Annotated in this window: 16 protein-coding genes and 1 CRISPR repeat array (1 of these 17 only partly in view); of the genes, 4 read left to right on the top strand and 12 right to left on the bottom strand. The window is 42.5% G+C overall.

Annotated features, from left to right (window positions below):
- Positions 1 to 340: a CRISPR direct-repeat array (repeat unit 36 nt; unit sequence GTTTCAGTACTATTCAATATAACACTACTGTAAAAC) (it extends 621 nt beyond the left edge of the window).
- 49 nt (positions 341 to 389) lie between these two features.
- From csn2 to LRM42_RS01715, 5 genes are all read right to left on the bottom strand, one after another.
- Positions 390 to 1,082, bottom strand: coding sequence for a type II-A CRISPR-associated protein Csn2 (gene csn2, locus LRM42_RS01735; protein WP_243816516.1), 693 nt, complete (start codon positions 1,080 to 1,082; stop codon positions 390 to 392).
- On the bottom strand, positions 1,079 to 1,384 hold the full coding sequence (gene cas2 / locus LRM42_RS01730) for a CRISPR-associated endonuclease Cas2 (RefSeq protein WP_243816515.1): 306 nt from the start codon (positions 1,382 to 1,384) through the stop codon (positions 1,079 to 1,081). Before cas2 ends, csn2 begins: the two co-directional genes overlap by 4 nt.
- Before the next feature lie 17 nt (positions 1,385 to 1,401).
- The gene (gene cas1 / locus LRM42_RS01725; RefSeq protein WP_243816514.1) at positions 1,402 to 2,277 is read right to left on the bottom strand and encodes a type II CRISPR-associated endonuclease Cas1; all 876 of its coding nucleotides are present in this window, start codon (positions 2,275 to 2,277) and stop codon (positions 1,402 to 1,404) included.
- A 3-nt stretch (positions 2,278 to 2,280) separates the two neighbouring features.
- The gene (cas9, locus tag LRM42_RS01720) at positions 2,281 to 6,306 is read right to left on the bottom strand and encodes a type II CRISPR RNA-guided endonuclease Cas9 (RefSeq protein WP_243816513.1); all 4,026 of its coding nucleotides are present in this window, start codon (positions 6,304 to 6,306) and stop codon (positions 2,281 to 2,283) included.
- Between the two features lie 136 nt (positions 6,307 to 6,442).
- Positions 6,443 to 6,757 carry a hypothetical protein gene (locus tag LRM42_RS01715; RefSeq protein WP_243816512.1) on the bottom strand — a complete coding sequence of 105 codons (315 nt, stop codon included), beginning with the start codon at positions 6,755 to 6,757 and terminating at the stop codon, positions 6,443 to 6,445.
- 70 nt (positions 6,758 to 6,827) lie between these two features.
- Between LRM42_RS01715 and LRM42_RS03960 the strand changes: the two genes are divergently transcribed.
- On the top strand, positions 6,828 to 7,391 hold the full coding sequence (locus LRM42_RS03960) for a CAP domain-containing protein (RefSeq protein ID WP_243816511.1): 564 nt from the start codon (positions 6,828 to 6,830) through the stop codon (positions 7,389 to 7,391).
- Here LRM42_RS03960 and LRM42_RS01705 read toward each other — a convergent pair.
- The 3 genes from LRM42_RS01705 to LRM42_RS01700 are packed head-to-tail and all read right to left on the bottom strand — an operon-like array spanning position 7,388 to position 8,407.
- The gene (locus tag LRM42_RS01705) at positions 7,388 to 7,879 is read right to left on the bottom strand and encodes a hypothetical protein (RefSeq protein ID WP_243816510.1); all 492 of its coding nucleotides are present in this window, start codon (positions 7,877 to 7,879) and stop codon (positions 7,388 to 7,390) included. The two genes, LRM42_RS03960 and LRM42_RS01705, sit on opposite strands and share 4 nt — an antisense overlap.
- Complete coding sequence (locus LRM42_RS03995; RefSeq protein ID WP_488192302.1) at positions 7,872 to 8,051, bottom strand: DUF3761 domain-containing protein; 180 nt, start codon at positions 8,049 to 8,051, stop codon at positions 7,872 to 7,874. Before LRM42_RS03995 ends, LRM42_RS01705 begins: the two co-directional genes overlap by 8 nt.
- A 47-nt stretch (positions 8,052 to 8,098) precedes the next feature.
- On the bottom strand, positions 8,099 to 8,407 hold the full coding sequence (locus LRM42_RS01700) for a hypothetical protein (RefSeq protein ID WP_243816509.1): 309 nt from the start codon (positions 8,405 to 8,407) through the stop codon (positions 8,099 to 8,101).
- A gap of 502 nt (positions 8,408 to 8,909) precedes the next feature.
- Here LRM42_RS01700 and speD point away from each other — a divergent pair.
- The 3 genes from speD to LRM42_RS01685 are packed head-to-tail and all read left to right on the top strand — an operon-like array spanning position 8,910 to position 11,480.
- Entirely contained in the window at positions 8,910 to 9,254 is a 345-nt protein-coding gene (gene speD / locus LRM42_RS01695) for an adenosylmethionine decarboxylase (RefSeq protein ID WP_243816508.1), read from the top strand.
- 1 nt (position 9,255) lies between these two features.
- Complete coding sequence (locus LRM42_RS01690) at positions 9,256 to 9,942, top strand: hypothetical protein (RefSeq protein ID WP_243816507.1); 687 nt, start codon at positions 9,256 to 9,258, stop codon at positions 9,940 to 9,942.
- An 11-nt stretch (positions 9,943 to 9,953) separates the two neighbouring features.
- Positions 9,954 to 11,480, top strand: coding sequence for a polyamine aminopropyltransferase (locus tag LRM42_RS01685; protein ID WP_243816506.1), 1,527 nt, complete (start codon positions 9,954 to 9,956; stop codon positions 11,478 to 11,480).
- Between the two features lie 3 nt (positions 11,481 to 11,483).
- Here the strand turns inward: LRM42_RS01685 and LRM42_RS01680 are convergent, their stop codons facing one another.
- The 4 genes from LRM42_RS01680 to LRM42_RS01665 all read right to left on the bottom strand — a co-directional run bounded on the left by LRM42_RS01680 (position 11,484) and on the right by LRM42_RS01665 (position 18,510).
- Positions 11,484 to 14,132, bottom strand: coding sequence for a type IV secretory system conjugative DNA transfer family protein (locus LRM42_RS01680; protein WP_243816505.1), 2,649 nt, complete (start codon positions 14,130 to 14,132; stop codon positions 11,484 to 11,486).
- 44 nt (positions 14,133 to 14,176) lie between these two features.
- Complete coding sequence (locus tag LRM42_RS01675) at positions 14,177 to 15,229, bottom strand: sigma factor-like helix-turn-helix DNA-binding protein (RefSeq protein ID WP_243816504.1); 1,053 nt, start codon at positions 15,227 to 15,229, stop codon at positions 14,177 to 14,179.
- 200 nt (positions 15,230 to 15,429) lie between these two features.
- The gene (gene topA, locus LRM42_RS01670; protein ID WP_243816503.1) at positions 15,430 to 17,775 is read right to left on the bottom strand and encodes a type I DNA topoisomerase; all 2,346 of its coding nucleotides are present in this window, start codon (positions 17,773 to 17,775) and stop codon (positions 15,430 to 15,432) included.
- A gap of 51 nt (positions 17,776 to 17,826) precedes the next feature.
- Positions 17,827 to 18,510: a CDP-alcohol phosphatidyltransferase family protein gene (locus LRM42_RS01665; protein ID WP_243816502.1), complete on the bottom strand. Its 684-nt coding sequence runs from the start codon at positions 18,508 to 18,510 to the stop codon at positions 17,827 to 17,829.
- Position 18,511 lies beyond the last annotated feature (1 nt).

Raw genomic sequence — 18,511 nt, 5'->3', positions numbered from 1 at the left:
CTGTAAAACTGCTAACTGGCAACATAGCCAAAAACAGGGGTTTCAGTACTATTCAATATAACACTACTGTAAAACTAATTGGCTCGATGTTCACGCCCTCGCTTGGTTTCAGTACTATTCAATATAACACTACTGTAAAACCTTCGTTCTCCTTGTTTAGATTGTAATTATTGTTTCAGTACTATTCAATATAACACTACTGTAAAACTCTTGGATTTCCATTTGGACGGGCGCGATAGTTTCAGTACTATTCAATATAACACTACTGTAAAACACGTTTTACGGGGAGGAAAGCGCGGCGAATGTTTCAGTACTATTCAATATAACACTACTGTAAAACCTCATATGTGCGGTTTTACAGAGGTAAACGCGGTAGCGCTTACTTGATATTATCGTGAATTAGTACTAAAATCATAAAAATCGTCATCTATGGACAAAAGTCCTTCGCTGTCTAATTTGTCTTTACAGATTTTTTCAATAAAAAGTACTGAAAAATGATTATCTTCTACGTATTGTAAAAGAGCCCGCAACTCACTATGCGATAATAATTGGCGCTGATTGACCAAAACTACTAGCTGTTTTGACAGTAATTGTTGCGCTGAATCTATGATACCATAAAGTCTATCAATATAGTTATTCCTTAAATTTACCTCCAGCCCCACGTGCGCCATCTTTAAGATATCATTCATGGAAATGGTCGATTGGTAACTCAAATTTTGTGAGAAATCGATATTTATGTTATCAAGGATGTCAAATATGCTCGATTCTATTTGCTCTATTTTTGTCTGATCTATATCGCTGTTATCCTGAATGTTTTTATATAACGCCGCAGTAATAGTTCGGCTGGATAAGTCGTATGAATATATGTCAGTAATTATTAGCGAGTCTTTTGTTATGTCTAGTGGATTACAGTTGTCATCGCAAATTACAATGCGATTATTCTCTTCTCTTTTTGTGTATGAATCAAGTATATTTTCTATAATTTTTCTAAAAAACAAATCATTGTGGATGGCTAGTGTCGCAATTCCCCCACTCTCTGGTATCGATACTGCATTGTCGAATCCTGAAATTTTAATCCTCATAAAATTACTGTCCTGTCTGTATTTTGAATTGATAATTCATCATATTTTCCAGCCAGATATTCCATTGATGCGAATTGATTTTCGGTTACGGTCAATAATTGAACTATACCGTTTTCTGGTATTATTTTTTTGATTCTGTCATGAGTTGATTTTTCATTTGTGGAATTGAGCACCAGTTTAGTGTAAACAGATTGCTGCATCATAACAAATCCTTCTTGGGTGAGTCTTTTGCGAAAAGTGGCGTATGTTTTGCGCTCGTTAGCATTGGTCATTGGTAAGTCGAAGAATATAATCATTCTCATATAGCGTACTCTCATAGTTATATTAATTCATATTCAGGTAGCTCGTCGTCCCCTGTTTCCATTGTCCTGAAAAATAGCTTCACGTAGATACTGATAGCGTTTGATAGGAACTGTTCTTTGCCGAGGATAACAACTTTATGGTTAAGAATTTCAATCAGCCTACTCTTAAAGAAGTCGTCAAATGTAAAATTGCGGCATTTGTAAACTTCGCTGTCGACTATAGGTCTGAATGACTCCATGAGGTCGCAAGTAAGATTGAACGGGTTGTATTCATTACAGTGATTGACGCCTATAGTTGTTGAATATCCAGCAGCCGTGATCTCTCGATTGAAGGCAGACAGAAGAATGGCGTAGCCATAATTTAATGCCGCATTTATATCATTAGAGCTGTCTCGTGAAAATTTTGGACCAAACAATTCTTTGAAGTAGAGCTTGGCTGCATGAGCTTCCCTATTGGTGAGATCTCCGGGAGATACGTTCGCGGCGAAGTTCATTAGTGCTTCGCAAGCGGAACTATTGCCAGTTTCTCTATAGATCGTTTGGGCTTGCTTAATTATCTTTTGAGTAACGATTGTTTTCCATAAGTTATTTTTGGTCGATTGCGACCACTGGCTTTGCTTTGACATCTGTTTGCTTACATTGTGAGATCCGTAATAAGGAATTATCTCTCCATACGGATTACGCTGATGATCGCAGAATATCACTTTGACTTTATAGCGAGATAATTCGCACAGTAGATAAGCCGTCAGATTAACAGCGGTATTTTCAATTATTAAAGTGCCAATTTCACTTATGTGGAGTGTTTTTTCATTGTCGTCGCTAGTAATAAGCATATAATCATTTTTATAGCTTAATTTACAGCGATTTTTGACGATTACAGTTCGCCAAGACATAGCTTAACGCTTATGCCCTAATGATTTTCCGTTTAGCTTTCGACAGTGCAAGCCAGTTATAGACTCGTAGACGAAGGTAACATTGAGGGGGTCTATAGCCTTTCCTGACATGCGACCAAATGAATTCGGTAGACCTAACTCTGGGAATTTAGGATTCTTCTCGCTACCTTTCATGTCTACGCGACCAGATCCAGCGCTCGTAGCCACCAGAACTAGTTTAATAACCTCTATTTTGTCGTCTATTGATAGTTTGTCATATTCTGGTGCTGCATTGCGAGCATTATCCCCTGCCTTTCCGAATTGTTGATATTGATTAGCGAGCTTATCAGAGTAAACTTTCCAAAAGCGATTTATTCCATCAATAACCTTAGCTCTTTTTTCGATTTGTCTATTGCGTTTGTCGCGTAATTTATCATCTTCGTCGGCTTGTTCTTCTGAAATCGTAACGCGTGGAATTCCGCGCTTTAGTGCTATTGCAATGGCATATTCGATATCGTAAGGAAGTTTTAATTGTTTGGCGTTGGTAACTTCGCTACTGCCAACTATAAATTGCTCGTTACCATCATACTCAATTTTTTGGTTGATTGGTACTTTTGGTAGAAGCACTACGGCATCTTTATAATTATCTTGGATATATTTATCTATCGATCCTGGGTGAGTCTTCTCTAAGGTGTATATTTGCGTCGGAATGCTGATTATCTCAGTTACGGGAGATTCTTTTTTGTTTGACTGCTTAAAATAATTGATCATCACAAAGTAAGCTGCTTTTTTGCCAGAGTATCCACCGTATCTATTGACTGGTAGGTGAGCTTTTCTTGCTGTCATCTTCTTGCCTGAGTTTTTACTGTAGACGGTTTGATCATAGAATTGATTATCACCAATCTCGGTTTTTCTCGTAATCAAGCAGTCATTGTATTTCATCGTTTTATCAATGACTTCGCAGGATGATTTACCCTGCCAGACAATTTCACCGGTATTTGTGTTGGTAAAGTCATATTTCATTGACGATAAGATGAAGCTGCCGTATTTCCTGTTATTTTTCTTTTTGTCGGATTTAAATTTCTTATATTCTCCGTAGATAAACTCTTTGTCAAGCTTCGGATAGCGGACTTTTACGTACTGGGCTAGAGTTGCTGCTAAGTAGGCATCTTTTGCGTGGTGGAGGTCATTTACTTCGCGGCATTTTGGTAAGTCGTGAATGCGGCGATATTCGGAACTCATGCCAGCGCGAATAGTAAACACCTCTGTTGATGAGTCTTTGTATTTTTCGGTTAGCATTCTAGCCAGGTGCTTGGAGATTTGTCGTGTCTCAACTAATTGGCGATTAATGAAACCATAGATTTGGTCGTCTGATAGTTGTTTCTGGCTAGTTAATCGCTGAAACTTAAGCTGCGACATAAACTTGGCGTTTTTTAAAGACATCCAGATTGGTAACATCTTTTTTTGAACATCGGGTGATATTGGGTAATCGTCAAGCTTTAGCTGGTTTTCTTCTCGCAATACCAAGACGGTGTTGTCTAGAGAGTCGTCCTTTGTCAATGAGCGTGGCAAAATATGATCGATTTCGCAATCTTTAAGTCCATTTTCAATGTCTAGTTTTTTACCCGAGTATGCAGATTTGCCATTTTGTAAGAAATACAGGTAATATTTTTTCTTATCAAGGCAATCTTTATAATTTTCTAGTTGAGGCTTTATATCAGATTTATTATATTCTTTTCCGTATAATTCTTTATACATCTTTTCTAGTTGAGAATATCGATTTTTTGTTCTGACTTTTTCCTCTTCGCCTCGCGCCATCTCAATGCTAATCAATTTTGGACTATAGCCGATCGTATCGACAATTTCATCTATAATCCGAATGCTTCGCCAGAGGGCGCGCTTAATTCCCGGCGAGGCTGCGAGATTTTTAATATCATCATAAGTGATTTCTGGGGTGGTATCTTTCAGAAGAGCGTCTTCTATGATTTTTTTGAATTCATATCGGTCGCTTTGGATAATTTGCATAAAATTATCAGAACATTGACGCATTACTTCAATAACTGTCATTTTTCCGTAACGAGTGTGCGCCGCAATTCCGTCAAGCAATTCACTGGATAGTCTTCCCCAGCCTGTATATTTTAGCTTCAAAATACTATCAATCTGGTCTTTACTAAAAATGTCACTATATTTTTGTAGTTTTTTTGACAGGATTTTCTTGTCTTCAAACAGGGTTATCCATTTTGTTATTTCCTCAATTGCCGCTTTGTTTTCTGGCGTGATTTCAATCCCAATTTTCTTAGTAAAATCTATGTACGATTTTCGTGACGACATGAAAGATTTATCGTCGGCTGTTCCGGAAATAACTAGCGAACTAGTGTCGTATATTTGATTATCGTAAAGGTATTTTGCAAGCTTTTTATAGTTAACGGAATATTCTTTCGTGAATAGCTCGTCAATTATGCGATTTTGGATATCTGGACTTAACCTTTTCCCGTTAACTGTTACATTTTTTAGTTCATTTCGACACTCATATTCTTGATAAAGTAATGAATTCTTAGGAAGCACATCTTTATCTGGTAAGTATGTACACTTGTTGCGCATTCTCTCGATAAATTTTTCAGCTGAAGCTTCGTCGTCTATGATTTCATTAAAATTCCACGGATAAATTACGCCATCTTTCTTTTTGATTGACCAGGCAAAATCGCCACCCGTTTTTAATGGTCCGATGTAATACGGCAATTTAAATGTGAAAATGCTAATAATCTTATCACGATTTTGCGCCAAGAATGGATAATGAGCTGATTGGTTGTCGATAATTTTCTCAAGCTCGTATTGATGAATTTGGTGTGGTATGGCGCCATTGTCGCGTATTCGCTGTCTGGATAGAAATTCACCCAATTCTGCCCGTTTTTCAAATCTTTGATATCGTGCATCATCTTTAGCCGATTCGCCTAAGTGCTTTTTAATTGATTTATATAAATCATCTGCGTCAATCTTGTGCCTGTTGTATAGATCAAATTTTGAAGCATCTCCGTGAAAAAATGATTTATATTCTTTTTTAGAGAGAAAATCTCGGAATAGCCCTTTGAGGTCTGATAAATCCTGACGATAAGCGTCATACTTTTCGACCATGATGTCAGACAGGCAGCTATCTTTCCTGATAAACTGACTGAAAATTGTCCATTGATAGACCGATTCTAAGGTTTCTATCAACTCATATCGATCGTCGCCGATTGCTGCGGCTATGTCGTCTCGTTGATCTTCGTAATTCTTATCAGAAAATTCTCCTTTTATTTCAAGGGATTTATCGTCAAACAATTTCTCCGCATTCCATTTTAGCCCAATTGCTGCGCCAACAGCTTCGCTTATAATGTTTTTACTGTCAGCAGAAGGCTGTAACAGCTGAATTATACTTGATTTTCGAGCGCTTCGCGTTTGAGATTGGTTTAGCAAGATGGACTTAATCTGCTTAGCTTCTTTATCGCCAGCTCCAATAAATTCCATGAATTTTTGCAAGTTTTGGCTATCGAATGACGAAATTACGCCATCTACTCCTCCTTCGATTAAGAAATTGCCGCGATATTTAATAATGTGATGTAATGCCAAATAAATTAAGCGAATATCTTGTTTTTCTGGGTTGTGAAATAGTTCGCTGCGCAAGTGGTAAATTGTCGGATATTTTTCCCTATACGTCTTATCTGTAAATGTGTGATCCGAGAATAATATGTTGGCGTCAAGATCTAAGGACGAGCTTTTGTCATCTATATAGAGCATGGATTCTGTCAGACGTAGATAGAAATTGGGATCGACGTTGCAGATTTCATTGTTGAATATTTGCTGCAATAGCGTGATACGTCTCTTTCTTCTGGCGAGCCTTCTACGTGATGAGCGGAATGAGCGTCTTAGTTCAGCCTTTTGAGCTTCATTAAATAAATTTGCTCCCCACATGTTCTGATGTTTATGTCTGCGCAGACTGAAATCTTCGTTGATGACTGCCCATCCTACGCTACCTGTGCCGATGTCTAGACCTATAGAATATGATTGTTTCATTGTGTGATATCCTTGTTTAATTATTCTCAGTATATCGTTTACTTTTGGGGTTTACAATATTGCTTTAGTCGTATATACTTCTACTGTACCGTTTCGGTACTTCAATATAACACTACAGGTTAAAATAAAGCATTAGCTAAAATGTTTCTGCAAAAGATTCAGGCGGTAGGCCTGTTTTTTTGTTGTACCTGTCTCGCCAACTAGCATATGAATTCATCCACCATGGATTGACTGAACGGTTAAGGGATGATGCAGTGTAACCGTTTGACTTTTGTTCTCCGACAGTTTGACCTTTATTGTTAGTGCCGTTACCCATCAGGAAGTAGCCGTTAAGTCCACCGTCATCTCCAGTAACATTAAGAAGGGCTTGAGCTTCTGCTCGTTTGGTTGCTGACGGGTGATTGTTTGCGTGATATTGAAGGTACTGACGATATGATTCATTTCCTTGCATAAGAATAACACTCCTTTTTGTAACTTGGAGTGTTATTGACAAATCTGATGATTTCAGTTATACTGTCGGCGTGAAAAAGACTAAATTTATTCTTGTCATTTTTGTTAGCATCGCAGTAGTCGTTGGCGCAGTTGCTGCCTATTTATTTGTTGCTCAACGTAATACAGAGATAACAAAGACAACTCCTGTCGTAGAATCGCCTTCGTTTCAAAATCCCAACAAATTATCTAATAGCAAAAAGATAGAACCGCCGACAGAGCTGTCAATACTGAACGCCGTCAATACTGAACGAGCCAAAGTCGGCGTTGCACCATTAAAACTGCACCCAAACTTATCTAAGACCGCTCAAATGAAAGCCGACGACATGATAGCTAGGAATTATCGCGGACACTACATGCCAGACACGAACCAACCGCTTACAGAAGAAATGAGGAGACTTCAAGTTGTCGCTTGCACGAACGCCAGCGAAAACTTGACTTGGAACGATAGCGGAACAGATACAAAGCAATCTATAGATTGGTGGCTTAGTTCACCGCCGCACAAAGCTGCCATGCTCGACCCCAAGTACACCTATACTGGTATTGGCGTCGGGGACGGCAAAGTCGTTGTACAGCATTTTTGTGTAGCACGCTAGAATAACGCTATATACAGAAGAAATATAGACGCTGCAATAATGCCGATAAGGGATAGGACCATCCCATAGGTATATTGCATAAAATGGCTAATGGTAAATTCTATCCATCCCCCATTACCAGTTGCATCCTCCGCTAAGTATCCATACTTTTTGAGCCTATAAAATGCTTTTTCTGGTGCCGAATAGCTACATACAAGTGTATATATTACTGTAGCAATAACTAAAGTAAATGGAACAGTAACAAACTCTATTGGAATACTACTTATACATTTTTGACCAAGCAAAATGAATGCCGGTATGGAAAAGGTACTAGCAGCCAACTGACGCAGAGCGCTCCATGAAAACATCTTTATAGCAACATCGTTATCATCAACTCCATATGGTGACGCCAGCGTATATAGCCACATTATTTGTTTCCAGGTTATGACTGAATATACAGAAATAAATGCAGCGGTGCCATAGAAAAACCACACGTGCCAATCACTCATACAGCCACTCGCTTACTCCACCATGATGTGAACATGCTCCTCTTCCAGTAGCATGTGATTGCCAACCGTCACGACAGATTGCGCCAACACGATAGTGTGATTGCTGTTGTACTGGTTGCGGTGCAGGTTTCGGCGTGTCTGGTCGTTGAATTGACTTTCTGCACGGTTCCATGAACTCTTTAATTCGTTCTTCTTGGTAGTGTACTGGTTCGCCTTTGTCTACTCCATGGAGTATGTAATGTGGCTGTTCTCGTCATTGACATCTTGAGGATTGTTTGGTATACTAGAGTTGTCAATCGACTGGTCAAGCGCATCTGCGCTAATAGCGGAACCATCGAGTCCGCGCCCAGTCGATTTTCTTATGTCTGAAATATCATAAGCTAACACATTGCCTAATTTATCTACCTCATTGACACTCTGAACTTCTCGTGCTATATTTTCATTAGAAAAGTCGCCCAGTCCCCGTTCGGCTTGTCCACGGGGCGCACCATTAAGGTCACCTGGGTGGCTTTTTTCTTGGCTTCGCACATTACCTTCATAAAGAGTATTGCGCCCTGTTATATTATTTGTTACACTATCCGCATGAGAATCCCCTAGATGGTGTAACTCAGCTGACGGGTTCATCCCTGCTGGCTCCATGGGGGATTTTCTTATTGTGGCGTGATCATTCTCATCGTTGATATTTTGGGCTTCTCGTGCTATATTACGACCGGAAGCCTCTGTGTTATAACCAGGTTCGATAAGTTCCCCTGGCGTCACAGGGGCTTTTCTTATGTTGCCCTCATAGAGAGTATTTCGCCGTATTGTCTGTCTTCTAAGAAATTTACAGGCTATTTGATCGTTGGCATTTTGAGGAGTGTTTGCTATAGTAGAATCAGAAGAATCCCCACTTAAATCCCGGTAATGGGATTCGGGGATTTTTTCTGTATTATTTGGTTATAATTCCTCAACAATCTAAATACCGATATTCCCTAAGACCCGCGTTTCACCTTTATTCCTGACACCCTAGTGGTGATATAATTACTATAATATGCATGCCGCGGTCCAATCTATAACCATAAAAGTGAGCGAAGTTGATTCTGCTTTGCTTAATGACGCGGATGAGCTGCAGAAAATGTTAAGAAATGTTACGGAGCTGGCGGGCTTGCATTCTTTGAAATCGGTGATGCATCAATTTTCTCCGCAAGGAATCAGCGCTGCCCTGCTTTTGTCGGAGTCGCACATTGCGATTCATACGTGGCCGGAAAGCGGCGTGGCGTATATAGCGATGACAACTTGTAAAATGCTGGATGACGACAAATTGCAACAAATAAAAGAGTTGGTTGCGCGGGTGTTGGACGCAGAAAAAATAATTATGAAAGAAATGGCATTGTAATATGAAACAAACCAAGGCACGACTTAAGATTAACCAGATTTTGACTGGTAAGAAGACGAATCTGCGGGTTGTTGGCTGTTTGCTTTTTCGCGAATGGGACAAGAAAGACAAGCGATTTTACTACTGGGAAGAGTGGGAGATTACCGGGCTGGCTGATTATGATAGCTGGGTGGAATATGATCACAGCGATCAAACCGTTTCTCTGTACGAGCCGATTCGTTTTACTCAGGCAATTGACCCAACGCAATTGGAAAAAGGTCAATCATTCACCGTTTCTGAGCAGGATGGCAAGGATCATGTTGTGGTGGTTGACGAGGTTGGAATTGGTGAAATTATGAACATCAAGGGCAAAAACACATATCAAGTTTTCCCGAAAGAACTGATGGCGTACGCTACTTTGAGGGATACTGGCGCGCCGAAAAACCGTCAGTTGATTACGATTGAGAAGTATAACAATCGCGAATACGATGCTTATCGCAAGGTTCAATTGAGCGATAAAGAACAAAAGGAGCTGTTCGGCAGAACCATTAAACCGATTGACTGGACGACGATTATATTTATTGTTATATTTATCGCCATTATTTTGTTTGCGTTCATCTTTGACAACAATTCCGACAATAGTAATGGCGGAGGTCACGGCGGATCGCGCAGTGTTTATGGCGGCAGTAGCGGCGGGCTTGGCAAATAAAAGGAGTTATAATGTCACGATCAAGTACGAAAAAACGGGAGCAAGTTGCTTTATTTGCAGCAGCAATTTTGGTAGCAATTGGCGGAATTATTTATGAGCTGATTTTAGGCGCGGCTGCATCATATCTGGTGGGCGATTCGATTTTGAGCTTCAGCTTGGCGACGGGCGTGACGCTGTTCGGTATGGGAATTGGCTCGCTGCTGGTCAATTACATCAAGCTTCATCCAGCGACCAGCTTCGCTGCGAATGAAATTATTCTGGGGCTAATTGGTGGAAATTCGGTGATGTTGATGTATTTGGGGTTTGTATTTACCCGCTCGCATTGGCTGATTTTTGCCTGCATAAGTCTGGCGATCGGTATTTGTATTGGGCTGGAAATTCCGCTTTTAATGAAGATGTTTCAGGAGTTTGGACGCAAGTCGTCAGTGAAATTGTTTAGTAAGATTTTGGCGCTTGATTATTTTGGGGCATTAATTGCGTCGCTATTATTCCCGCTCGTTATGCTTCCGTATCTTGGCTTAATGCGTAGCGCGTATCTGGTGGCGACGCTGAATATTGGAGTTGCGGTTCTGATTCTTAAGCAAATGAAAGCGTCGAAAATTATTATGACAATTAGCGTTATTGCAACAATGTTGCTTTTGGGATTCTTCATTTTTGCGACGGAAATTGAGCACGGAATTGACAAGCGAACGTATAAAGATCCCGTGATGTGGCAGCAGCAGACGCCGTATCAGAAAATTGTCCTGACGAGATATAAAAATGACACCAGGTTGTTTTTGAATCGCAATTTACAGTTTTCCAGCCTTGACGAAGCGCGTTATCACGAAACATTGTCTACTTCCGCTCTGTCTTCAGTCGCCAATCCAAAGCGCGTGCTGATTATGGGCGGCGGCGATGGTTTGCTGGCTCGGGATGTTTTGAAATATCCCAGTGTTGAGCATATTACGTTGGTCGATATCGATGAGGTGATGACTAATCTGGCGAAAACTAATCATCTTCTCACTGATATAAATCAGCGCTCTCTGCATGATCCGCGTGTTTCCATTGTCAATCAAGACGCTTTCCAATTCGCCTTTTCTACCAATGATAAATATGATGTTGTGTTGATTGATTTGGTGGACCCGTCGAATGAGAAATTAGCCAAGCTGTATTCCGAGCAATTATATCGTCAAATCAGTAATATTTTAACGGAGCGTGGGGTTATGGTGACGCAAGCGACGTCTTCATTTTTCTCTCCGCATGCTTTTTATATGGTGGCAAACACCGTCAAATCATCTCATCCAGAGCGATATGTGACGGCGTTTTCTGTCAATGTGCCGTCATTTGGCGAGTGGGGTTTTGTGATGTCTGCGCCGCAAGCTGAGGTCGTGGCTAGTCAGTCATTACCGAAAAACCTACGATATCAAAACCAAAAATTGCTCACCTTCCTGACTAAACAAAACGCCATATCGGTGCCATCTGGACCGACTTCTACGTTGGTTTCTCCGCGAATCACCGATGTTTACAATTCCGATATGCGTCAGTGGCGATACGAATAGTTTTTAGGCGGCGGTAGTGCTCTTTTTTCGTCGGCGACGTCGTCTTTTTGGCGTGGCTGAAGCTAGTGGCGTAACTGTGTTGATTGCAGTTTCTGTAGGCGTGTTATCATTGCCGCGAATTTGCAAAACAACTTCGCCATCGTTTGCTGCGGGTTGCTGCTTTTCCGGTTGGCTATTGGCCGCTGGAGTGTTGTTTGCGGGCTGCGGTTGAGGTTTGGCTGGTTGCTTTTTTTGGTTGCGAACAGGCTTTATTATAGCATCAATTTCCTTCTCAACATCTTCCCTGTTTCGCGAATACATGCGACGCGAATGTTCAATAATGTGCGGCGTGTTGTCGGCTTGGCTTGGCGGAAGTTCCAGCGTGCGGGCAGAAAACGCGGGAGTTTTTTCGCCGCCGATAACCATATTGACAACAAAATTACGATTGTGCATTTGAAGTAGATCGATTGCCTCGAAGTTTGGCTCGAATTGCTTGGCAAGAATTGGTGCATCGTCAGCAGAAACTCGGAAAGAAATCATAGTGCCGACGTTGCCGAAAACTGCATCGCGAACCGTGTCGCTCATCTGGGAAATGTATTGGTTGGCAACGGTCAAGTTAAGGCCATATTTTCGAGCCTCAGACAGAATAGTCGCAAACGAATCGGTGGCGAAGTTCTGGAACTCGTCGACGTAGAGATAGAATGGGCGGCGGTCGCGGACGTCAGGAATGTCACTTCGAGACATAGCGGCAAGCTGGATTTTTGTGACCAAAAACGAACCGAGGATGGCGGCATTGTCCTCGCCTATCAGACCCTTGGACAGATTGACAATTAGAATCTTTCCTTCGTCCATAATCTGGCGAATATTGAACGTGGATTTTGGCTGCCCGATGATATTACGGATGATTGGATTGGCGGTGAAAGCCCCGACTTTATTTAAGACTGGCGCAATTGCCTCGGCGACAAACTTGTCATTCCAGCTGGCAAATTCAACATTCCAGAATTGCAAAACCACAGTGTCTTGGCAATAAGCCAGCGTTTCTTTTCGGAATTCCTTATCTGTTAGCATACGAGTAATATCAAGCATCGTCGCTTCTGGTCGGTCCAGCAAAGCCAAAATAGTGTACCGCAAAATATACTCAAGCCGTGGTCCCCACGAATCGCCGAAAATACGCTTCAAAACGCCGATGATCTCTGACGAAATGTTGGTTTTCTGGTTAGGGTTCGTGACTTCTAGCGGGTTGAATCCCAGAGGATATGCGGTGTCGGCTGGATTGAAATAAATCACGTCGTTTAATCGGCTGCCAGGGATAAATTTCATGTTGTTGATTGCGAAGTCGCCGTGCGGGTCGATGATGGCATATCCTTGATTATGGAAAATGTCGCTTAAGGCGAAGAGCTCTAATAGTCCACTTTTTCCGGCACCCGTTTGCCCGATTATGTAAACGTGGCGTGAGCGGTCATAGCGCAACATACCGAATTGGTGGCTGATGCCGCGGAAGTTGGTGACGCCAAAGGCAGAAATTTGGTCATCGTTGACGTCTTCGCCGGTTAAGACTGGCAATTTGGATGGCGGTTCTGCGGTTTTGGAGCTCGCCCAGACTATATTTGGTGTTTCAACATTGGTGTGTGGCAAGTGAAAAACTGACGCCAATTCTTCTATATTTAAGATGAATCCGTCGCCGATGAACGAACGCTTGCGATATTTATCAATAAATTCTTTACCAAATGCACCCTTGACGGCGTGGAATCCGTTGAGATTGGTTGAATTGAACTGCTTAAATGTACCGACGAGCGCCTGCATGCGAAGTTTGGCGTTTGTCTGACTTTCGCCCATATAAACTAAGCGAATCTTCACTTCATACCCGAGCTTGGTGGCTTTTTTCTCTGCTTCAGAAATGCGAGTTTTATCGCGGTCTGATAACTCAACGGCTGTCGATTGATTTGCTCCCTGCTCTGGCGGTTGCCATAACGCGCCAAGTACGCCGATTAGCCACTGCATACTGCCGCCGAATCCTGGCAAGGAGAATATTCGTCCGTTTCTTATACTATTGATATATCGATCTGCGGCGTTTTGCCAGTCGTCAGGAATTGGTCTGACTAGCACCTGAATCCACAATTCCTCGCCGGTGGTTTCCAATTTTGCTAGCGTGCCTGTAATGCCCGCCAGTGGGTCGACTTCGAAGTTTTGGAAGGTGCGAATCGGGAGGAATTCATCTGTGGTTAATGTCAATTCTGTCGAGTAGGCAACTTCGTGGTCACGCTCGTGCTCAGTGTAATCTTCGTCGGCTTGGTGAATTTGAACAGTTGGGTATTGAGAATAAATCTGCCCCTCGACAAAGCTCTGCAGGGTTTTTGGTACCCAAACGTAAAAGCGAATTTGCCCATTAACTGAGGCGATTTCAAAGCTAATGTGCTCTTGGTGTCCGCCGGATAATCGCAATTCTTTATTGTCGCGAAGAATTCCGTGCAGTGAAGCGAATAACTGCTCGGCGGCAAGTTCTTGCTTGTCATTTGTGCGTGGGATTTCCAGGACCAAAAGTACGCTCTCAACTGGGGTGAAATCTTCTATCTTCCGATAATTCCGCCATGTCAAAAACATCAGGACTGCCACGATTGGCATCCAAACATACCATTGTAATAATGTGCTGATGATCCAAGAAATAATCTGCATTATGTGTAAATTATCTCACCTCTGAAAGAAGTTTGCAACTTAGCTTAAGCGGCTTCTTCAAAAACGTATGTGGCTTTAGCGACGCGTTTGAATTGTGGCTTTGATTGAAGGTTTAATAGAATGGTGGTTTCCTTGACTTGTCGTTTGTCGAGGACTTGACGAACAATTTCATCACGGTGAAGCGGAGTTTCGGAATTCTTCAAAATATCAGTAATGATATCTGCTACAGTTCCGCGGCTATAGCCCCAGCTGGCAAGCGCGTAAATTCCGCGACCGATTAGAACAAAGCGCTTGTCTTTAATAAGTTCATTGTGAATTGCCTGCGTTGTAACGCTTCGGCGGTTAAATTCGCTATCCCGAATTCCTTTGGCGATGTCGGAAAAATGCATCGGTGAGCCATTCGTGTCCAGAACGACGTAGATTTTATCGCGGATGTTCTTTGGGTTAACGGCTGGCCATTTGGCTAGTCCCCACTGATCGTTTAAGCTAGCCAATTTTTTACTAACGGTAGCCAAGGCTGCAATGTTTGAAGGGTGTTCATAGTCCAATTTTTTGTGCAATTCTTCCGCGGTAACAGGTTCGCCGTGCTTTTTGATTGTCTTTACAACTTCTTCGACTCGTGCTCTAATTTGCTTTTCATTGCCGAGAGTGTCAATTGCTGCCGCTTGGTAATAATCGTCATTCTCTGTAACAATCGTGATGTTTTCTGCCAGCTCAGAAATAAACGCCACACGAGCGCGGTCAATTGCAGTAGCTTCTTTACCGAGGAAGTGTGACGCCAAATCTTGCATGCGCGCAACTCGTCCCATCTCAGACAAGCTCGAAGTAATCTCTTTTTCCATAGCAATAACCGAAGGAAGTTCTCCCTCGGCGACAGCCGCACGTAGACGTGTTAAGATTGCTTTTTCTAGCTGACGAACGCGCTCGCGAGTAATGCCGAACATATCGCCAATTAACTCTAATGTTTCTTTTCGATCATACAAACCAAATCGTCGAGAAATAATCTCCTTCTCGCGCTCTTGCGGAATCTTAGAAATAATAGTATCGACGACAGAATTTAATTTGGCGCTTTGCTCGGTTTTTGTTGTCTCGCTCATGCTACTAGAAACATCCTCTCTGCCTCACCACAGGTTATATTGATTGAAAATATGTTTTTAATTATACAATTGCATTTGACAAAAGTCAATAGATAAATGCCATAATTGCTGATATAAATTATAGCATTTATTTTACGTTTTTTGCAATAGATTATATGAAGAGTTTTTATTATCCGGAATTATTGGATAGTATGAAAACGCTATTTCTTTTTAGCGGATGTTTTGGTGGCTTTTTTAACTACGCGTTTGCGAGTTGGTTTCGCTGTTGTGGCACTTAATAACTCCAGAGCTTTTTCGTGAGTAATAGTTTTTGGATCTGTGGCTTTAGGGATTTTGACATTTTTAGCGCCGTTGGTGATATACGGACCGAATCGACCATTAAGAACCTTAACTCCATCTGGGAATTCGGCGATATTTTTAGCAGCTTCGGCTTCTAATTTGGCGGCGTAAAGTTCACGTGCTTTTTCTAAAGTAATGCTGTGAGGATCTTCTGGCTTAATGGAGACGAACAGTTTGCCAACTTGAATATACGGACCGAACCGCCCAATATTCGCCTTAATATCTTGCCCGTCTTCTGTTTGTCCGACGATGCGTGGCAACTTGAACATTTCCAATGCTTGCTCTAAGGTTACCGTTTCAATTTTCGCGCCCTTTGGCAGCGGTGCAAAACGCGGCTTTTCGTCGCCGTCAGTTTCGCCAAGTTGCAACATTGGACCAAACCGCCCAAATCGCGCAATAATCGGTTTATTCGTCTTCGGGTCAATTCCCACTTCGCGATTAGCGCCGACTTTACTTCGGTCAATCCCGCCAGATTGCTCGATTAATTTATGGAAAGGCGTGTAAAATCCGTGCAGCATTGTGCTTTTTTCCAGATTGGCACCGGCAATTTTGTCAAATTCCGTCTCAACATTGGCGGTAAAATCGTAATCAACAATTTGCGTAAAATGGTCCGTCAGGAAATCGGCAATCAGTTCGCCGCTTGGCGTTGGAATAAGCTTGCCGCGTGTCGAGCCAGTTTTTTCCTGGACAATACTTCGACTAACTTCCTCGCCGTTATAGTTCAGGACAATCACGTCGCGTGGCTGACCTTCGCTGTCGCCCTTTTCAACGTAGCCGCGAGTTTGAATAGTGTCAATAATCGTAGCGTAGGTTGACGGACGTCCGATTCCAAGCTCCTCCAGTTTCTTAACTAGCGAACCTTCGGTGTAGCGAGCTGGCGGTCGTGTAAATGTTTGACGAGCCGTAATATCGTGAGAATTGACTTCATCGCCAGACTGTAACTTCGGTAGGAGTTCATCTTTATTGCCGCCGTAAACGCGCAAAAATCCGTCAAACGTAATGACTTCACCCTTCGCCTCAAACTGAGTAGGCTTTTTGCTTTTTGGTAATTTTTCACCCTTGATGTCGATTGTAATAGTCGTTTTTTCTAGCTTCGCTGGCGACATTTGCGACGCTAAGGTTCGGCGTCGAATCAGGTCGTACAATTTCTGGTCATAGCTGTTATTAGACGCGGTTTCCAGGGTAATGTCCGTCGGGCGAATGGCTTCGTGAGCTTCTTGGGCGGACGCGGATTTGGTCTTAAACTTGCGAACCGTTGAGTAATCTGGACCGTAAAGACGCTTGATGAAATCGGTAGCCGCCGCGATGGCTTGACCGCTCAAATTCACCGAGTCGGTACGCATATAGGTGATTTTTCCATCTTGGTATAATTTTTGCGCCGAGGCCATGGTCGCTTTGGAGCTGAAGCCGAGTTTAGAGTTGGCCTCCTGCTGCAAGGTTGACGTGGTAAATGGCGCCGCTGGATTGCGCGTTCCTGGAGTTTTTGAGATATCGCTAACAACAAATTCGGCGGATTTCAGACTATTTAAGAACTCGCTTGCCGCTTCTTCTGTATCGAATTTTTGATTAAGCTCGGCCTTGAATTCTTGATTGTCGTGAATAAAAATGGCAGTAACTTTGAATTGAGAATTGCCCTCAAACTTCATAATTTCTCGTTCGCGCTCGACTAGTAATCGCACTGCTGGACTCTGAACGCGGCCAGCCGACTTGCCGCCCGGAACTTTCTGCCAGACGACTGGGCTGAGCTCAAAACCAACCAGGCGGTCAAGTATTTGCCTGGCTTGTTGCGCCTGAACCAAATTCATATCCACGGTTCGCGGATTCTTAATTGCATTGGTTATGGCGTCTTTGGTGATCTCATGAAAGACGATTCGCTTAGTCGTCTCAATAGGAAGATCCAGCACCTTGCACAAATGCCAAGCAATAGCCTCTCCTTCGCGGTCTTCATCGGTTGCGAGCCAAACATTTTCCTTGCCGACTGCCTTGACATTTTTCTTTAGCTCGGTGATAACTTTCTTTTTTTCAGGATCAACTTCATAGATTGCGAAAAAATCGTTAGCCACGTCAATCGGCGGCGTTCCGTCCTTCGTCTTTTTAACAATCGAGCGAATATGTCCCACGCTGGACAGGACGTGAAAATCCTTGCCGAGATATTTCTCGATGGTTTTAGCTTTGGCTGGTGACTCGACAATAACGAGATTTTTCATAACTTTATATTATAACAAATCACTATCTGGCTACAACCGCAAAGTGAATTATTACGAGCGACCACTGAGGCGACGGAGCATTTCCATTGACCTGAAGCTGCGATTGGCGTCTATTATTTGGCGTGGTTTTTCTTTTTTCACGTCGCCGTTAATTGCTCGCTTTATATAGGTGTGTGTTGCGTGTACGGCAAACGGAAGCGAGGCGGCGAATGCTGCAGCTCCTAGTTTGCGTAGAAGTTTGGCGAGTTTTGGATTTTTATCCTGCTCGGCAACATGGGCGGCAATATAAGATATCAAAGTAACTGTTTCTCCTGCCATGGCTAGTTTTCCTGATTTGGTCGGTCGAGTTTCAGCTTTCTTGTCACTACGTAAATTGGTAATTCCTGTAACCCCAGCGTTTATCGAGTTTAGTAGCGCAACAATGCCAAGAACATGCTTTGGAGCCAACCCCTTTTTATACATTTCATAGAGAATTTTTGCCATAACTATTTTGTCTGTTGTGGCATCTAAGGCTGCTCCAAAATTGCTGGTCTGCCCTGTCATGCGTGCTACTTTGCCGTCCAAGACGTCAGCTAATCGCCCGACCGCGCATTTCGCCAGCCCTTCGGGTGTATCGATTTCCTCAGATCCGTGTATCGCTAAAGCGGCGCCAGTCACGCTTATAAAATTAGGGATGGTAAAAACGTCTTTGGCGACTTTACGGACGGTAGGAGATGTTTCTCGGGCTTTTTTCATA

The sequence above is a fragment of the Candidatus Nanosynbacter sp. TM7-075 genome (genome assembly GCF_022828255.1).
Taxonomy (GTDB): domain Bacteria; phylum Patescibacteriota; class Saccharimonadia; order Saccharimonadales; family Saccharimonadaceae; genus Nanosynbacter.
This window is presented reverse-complemented; position numbering and strand designations above follow the sequence as displayed.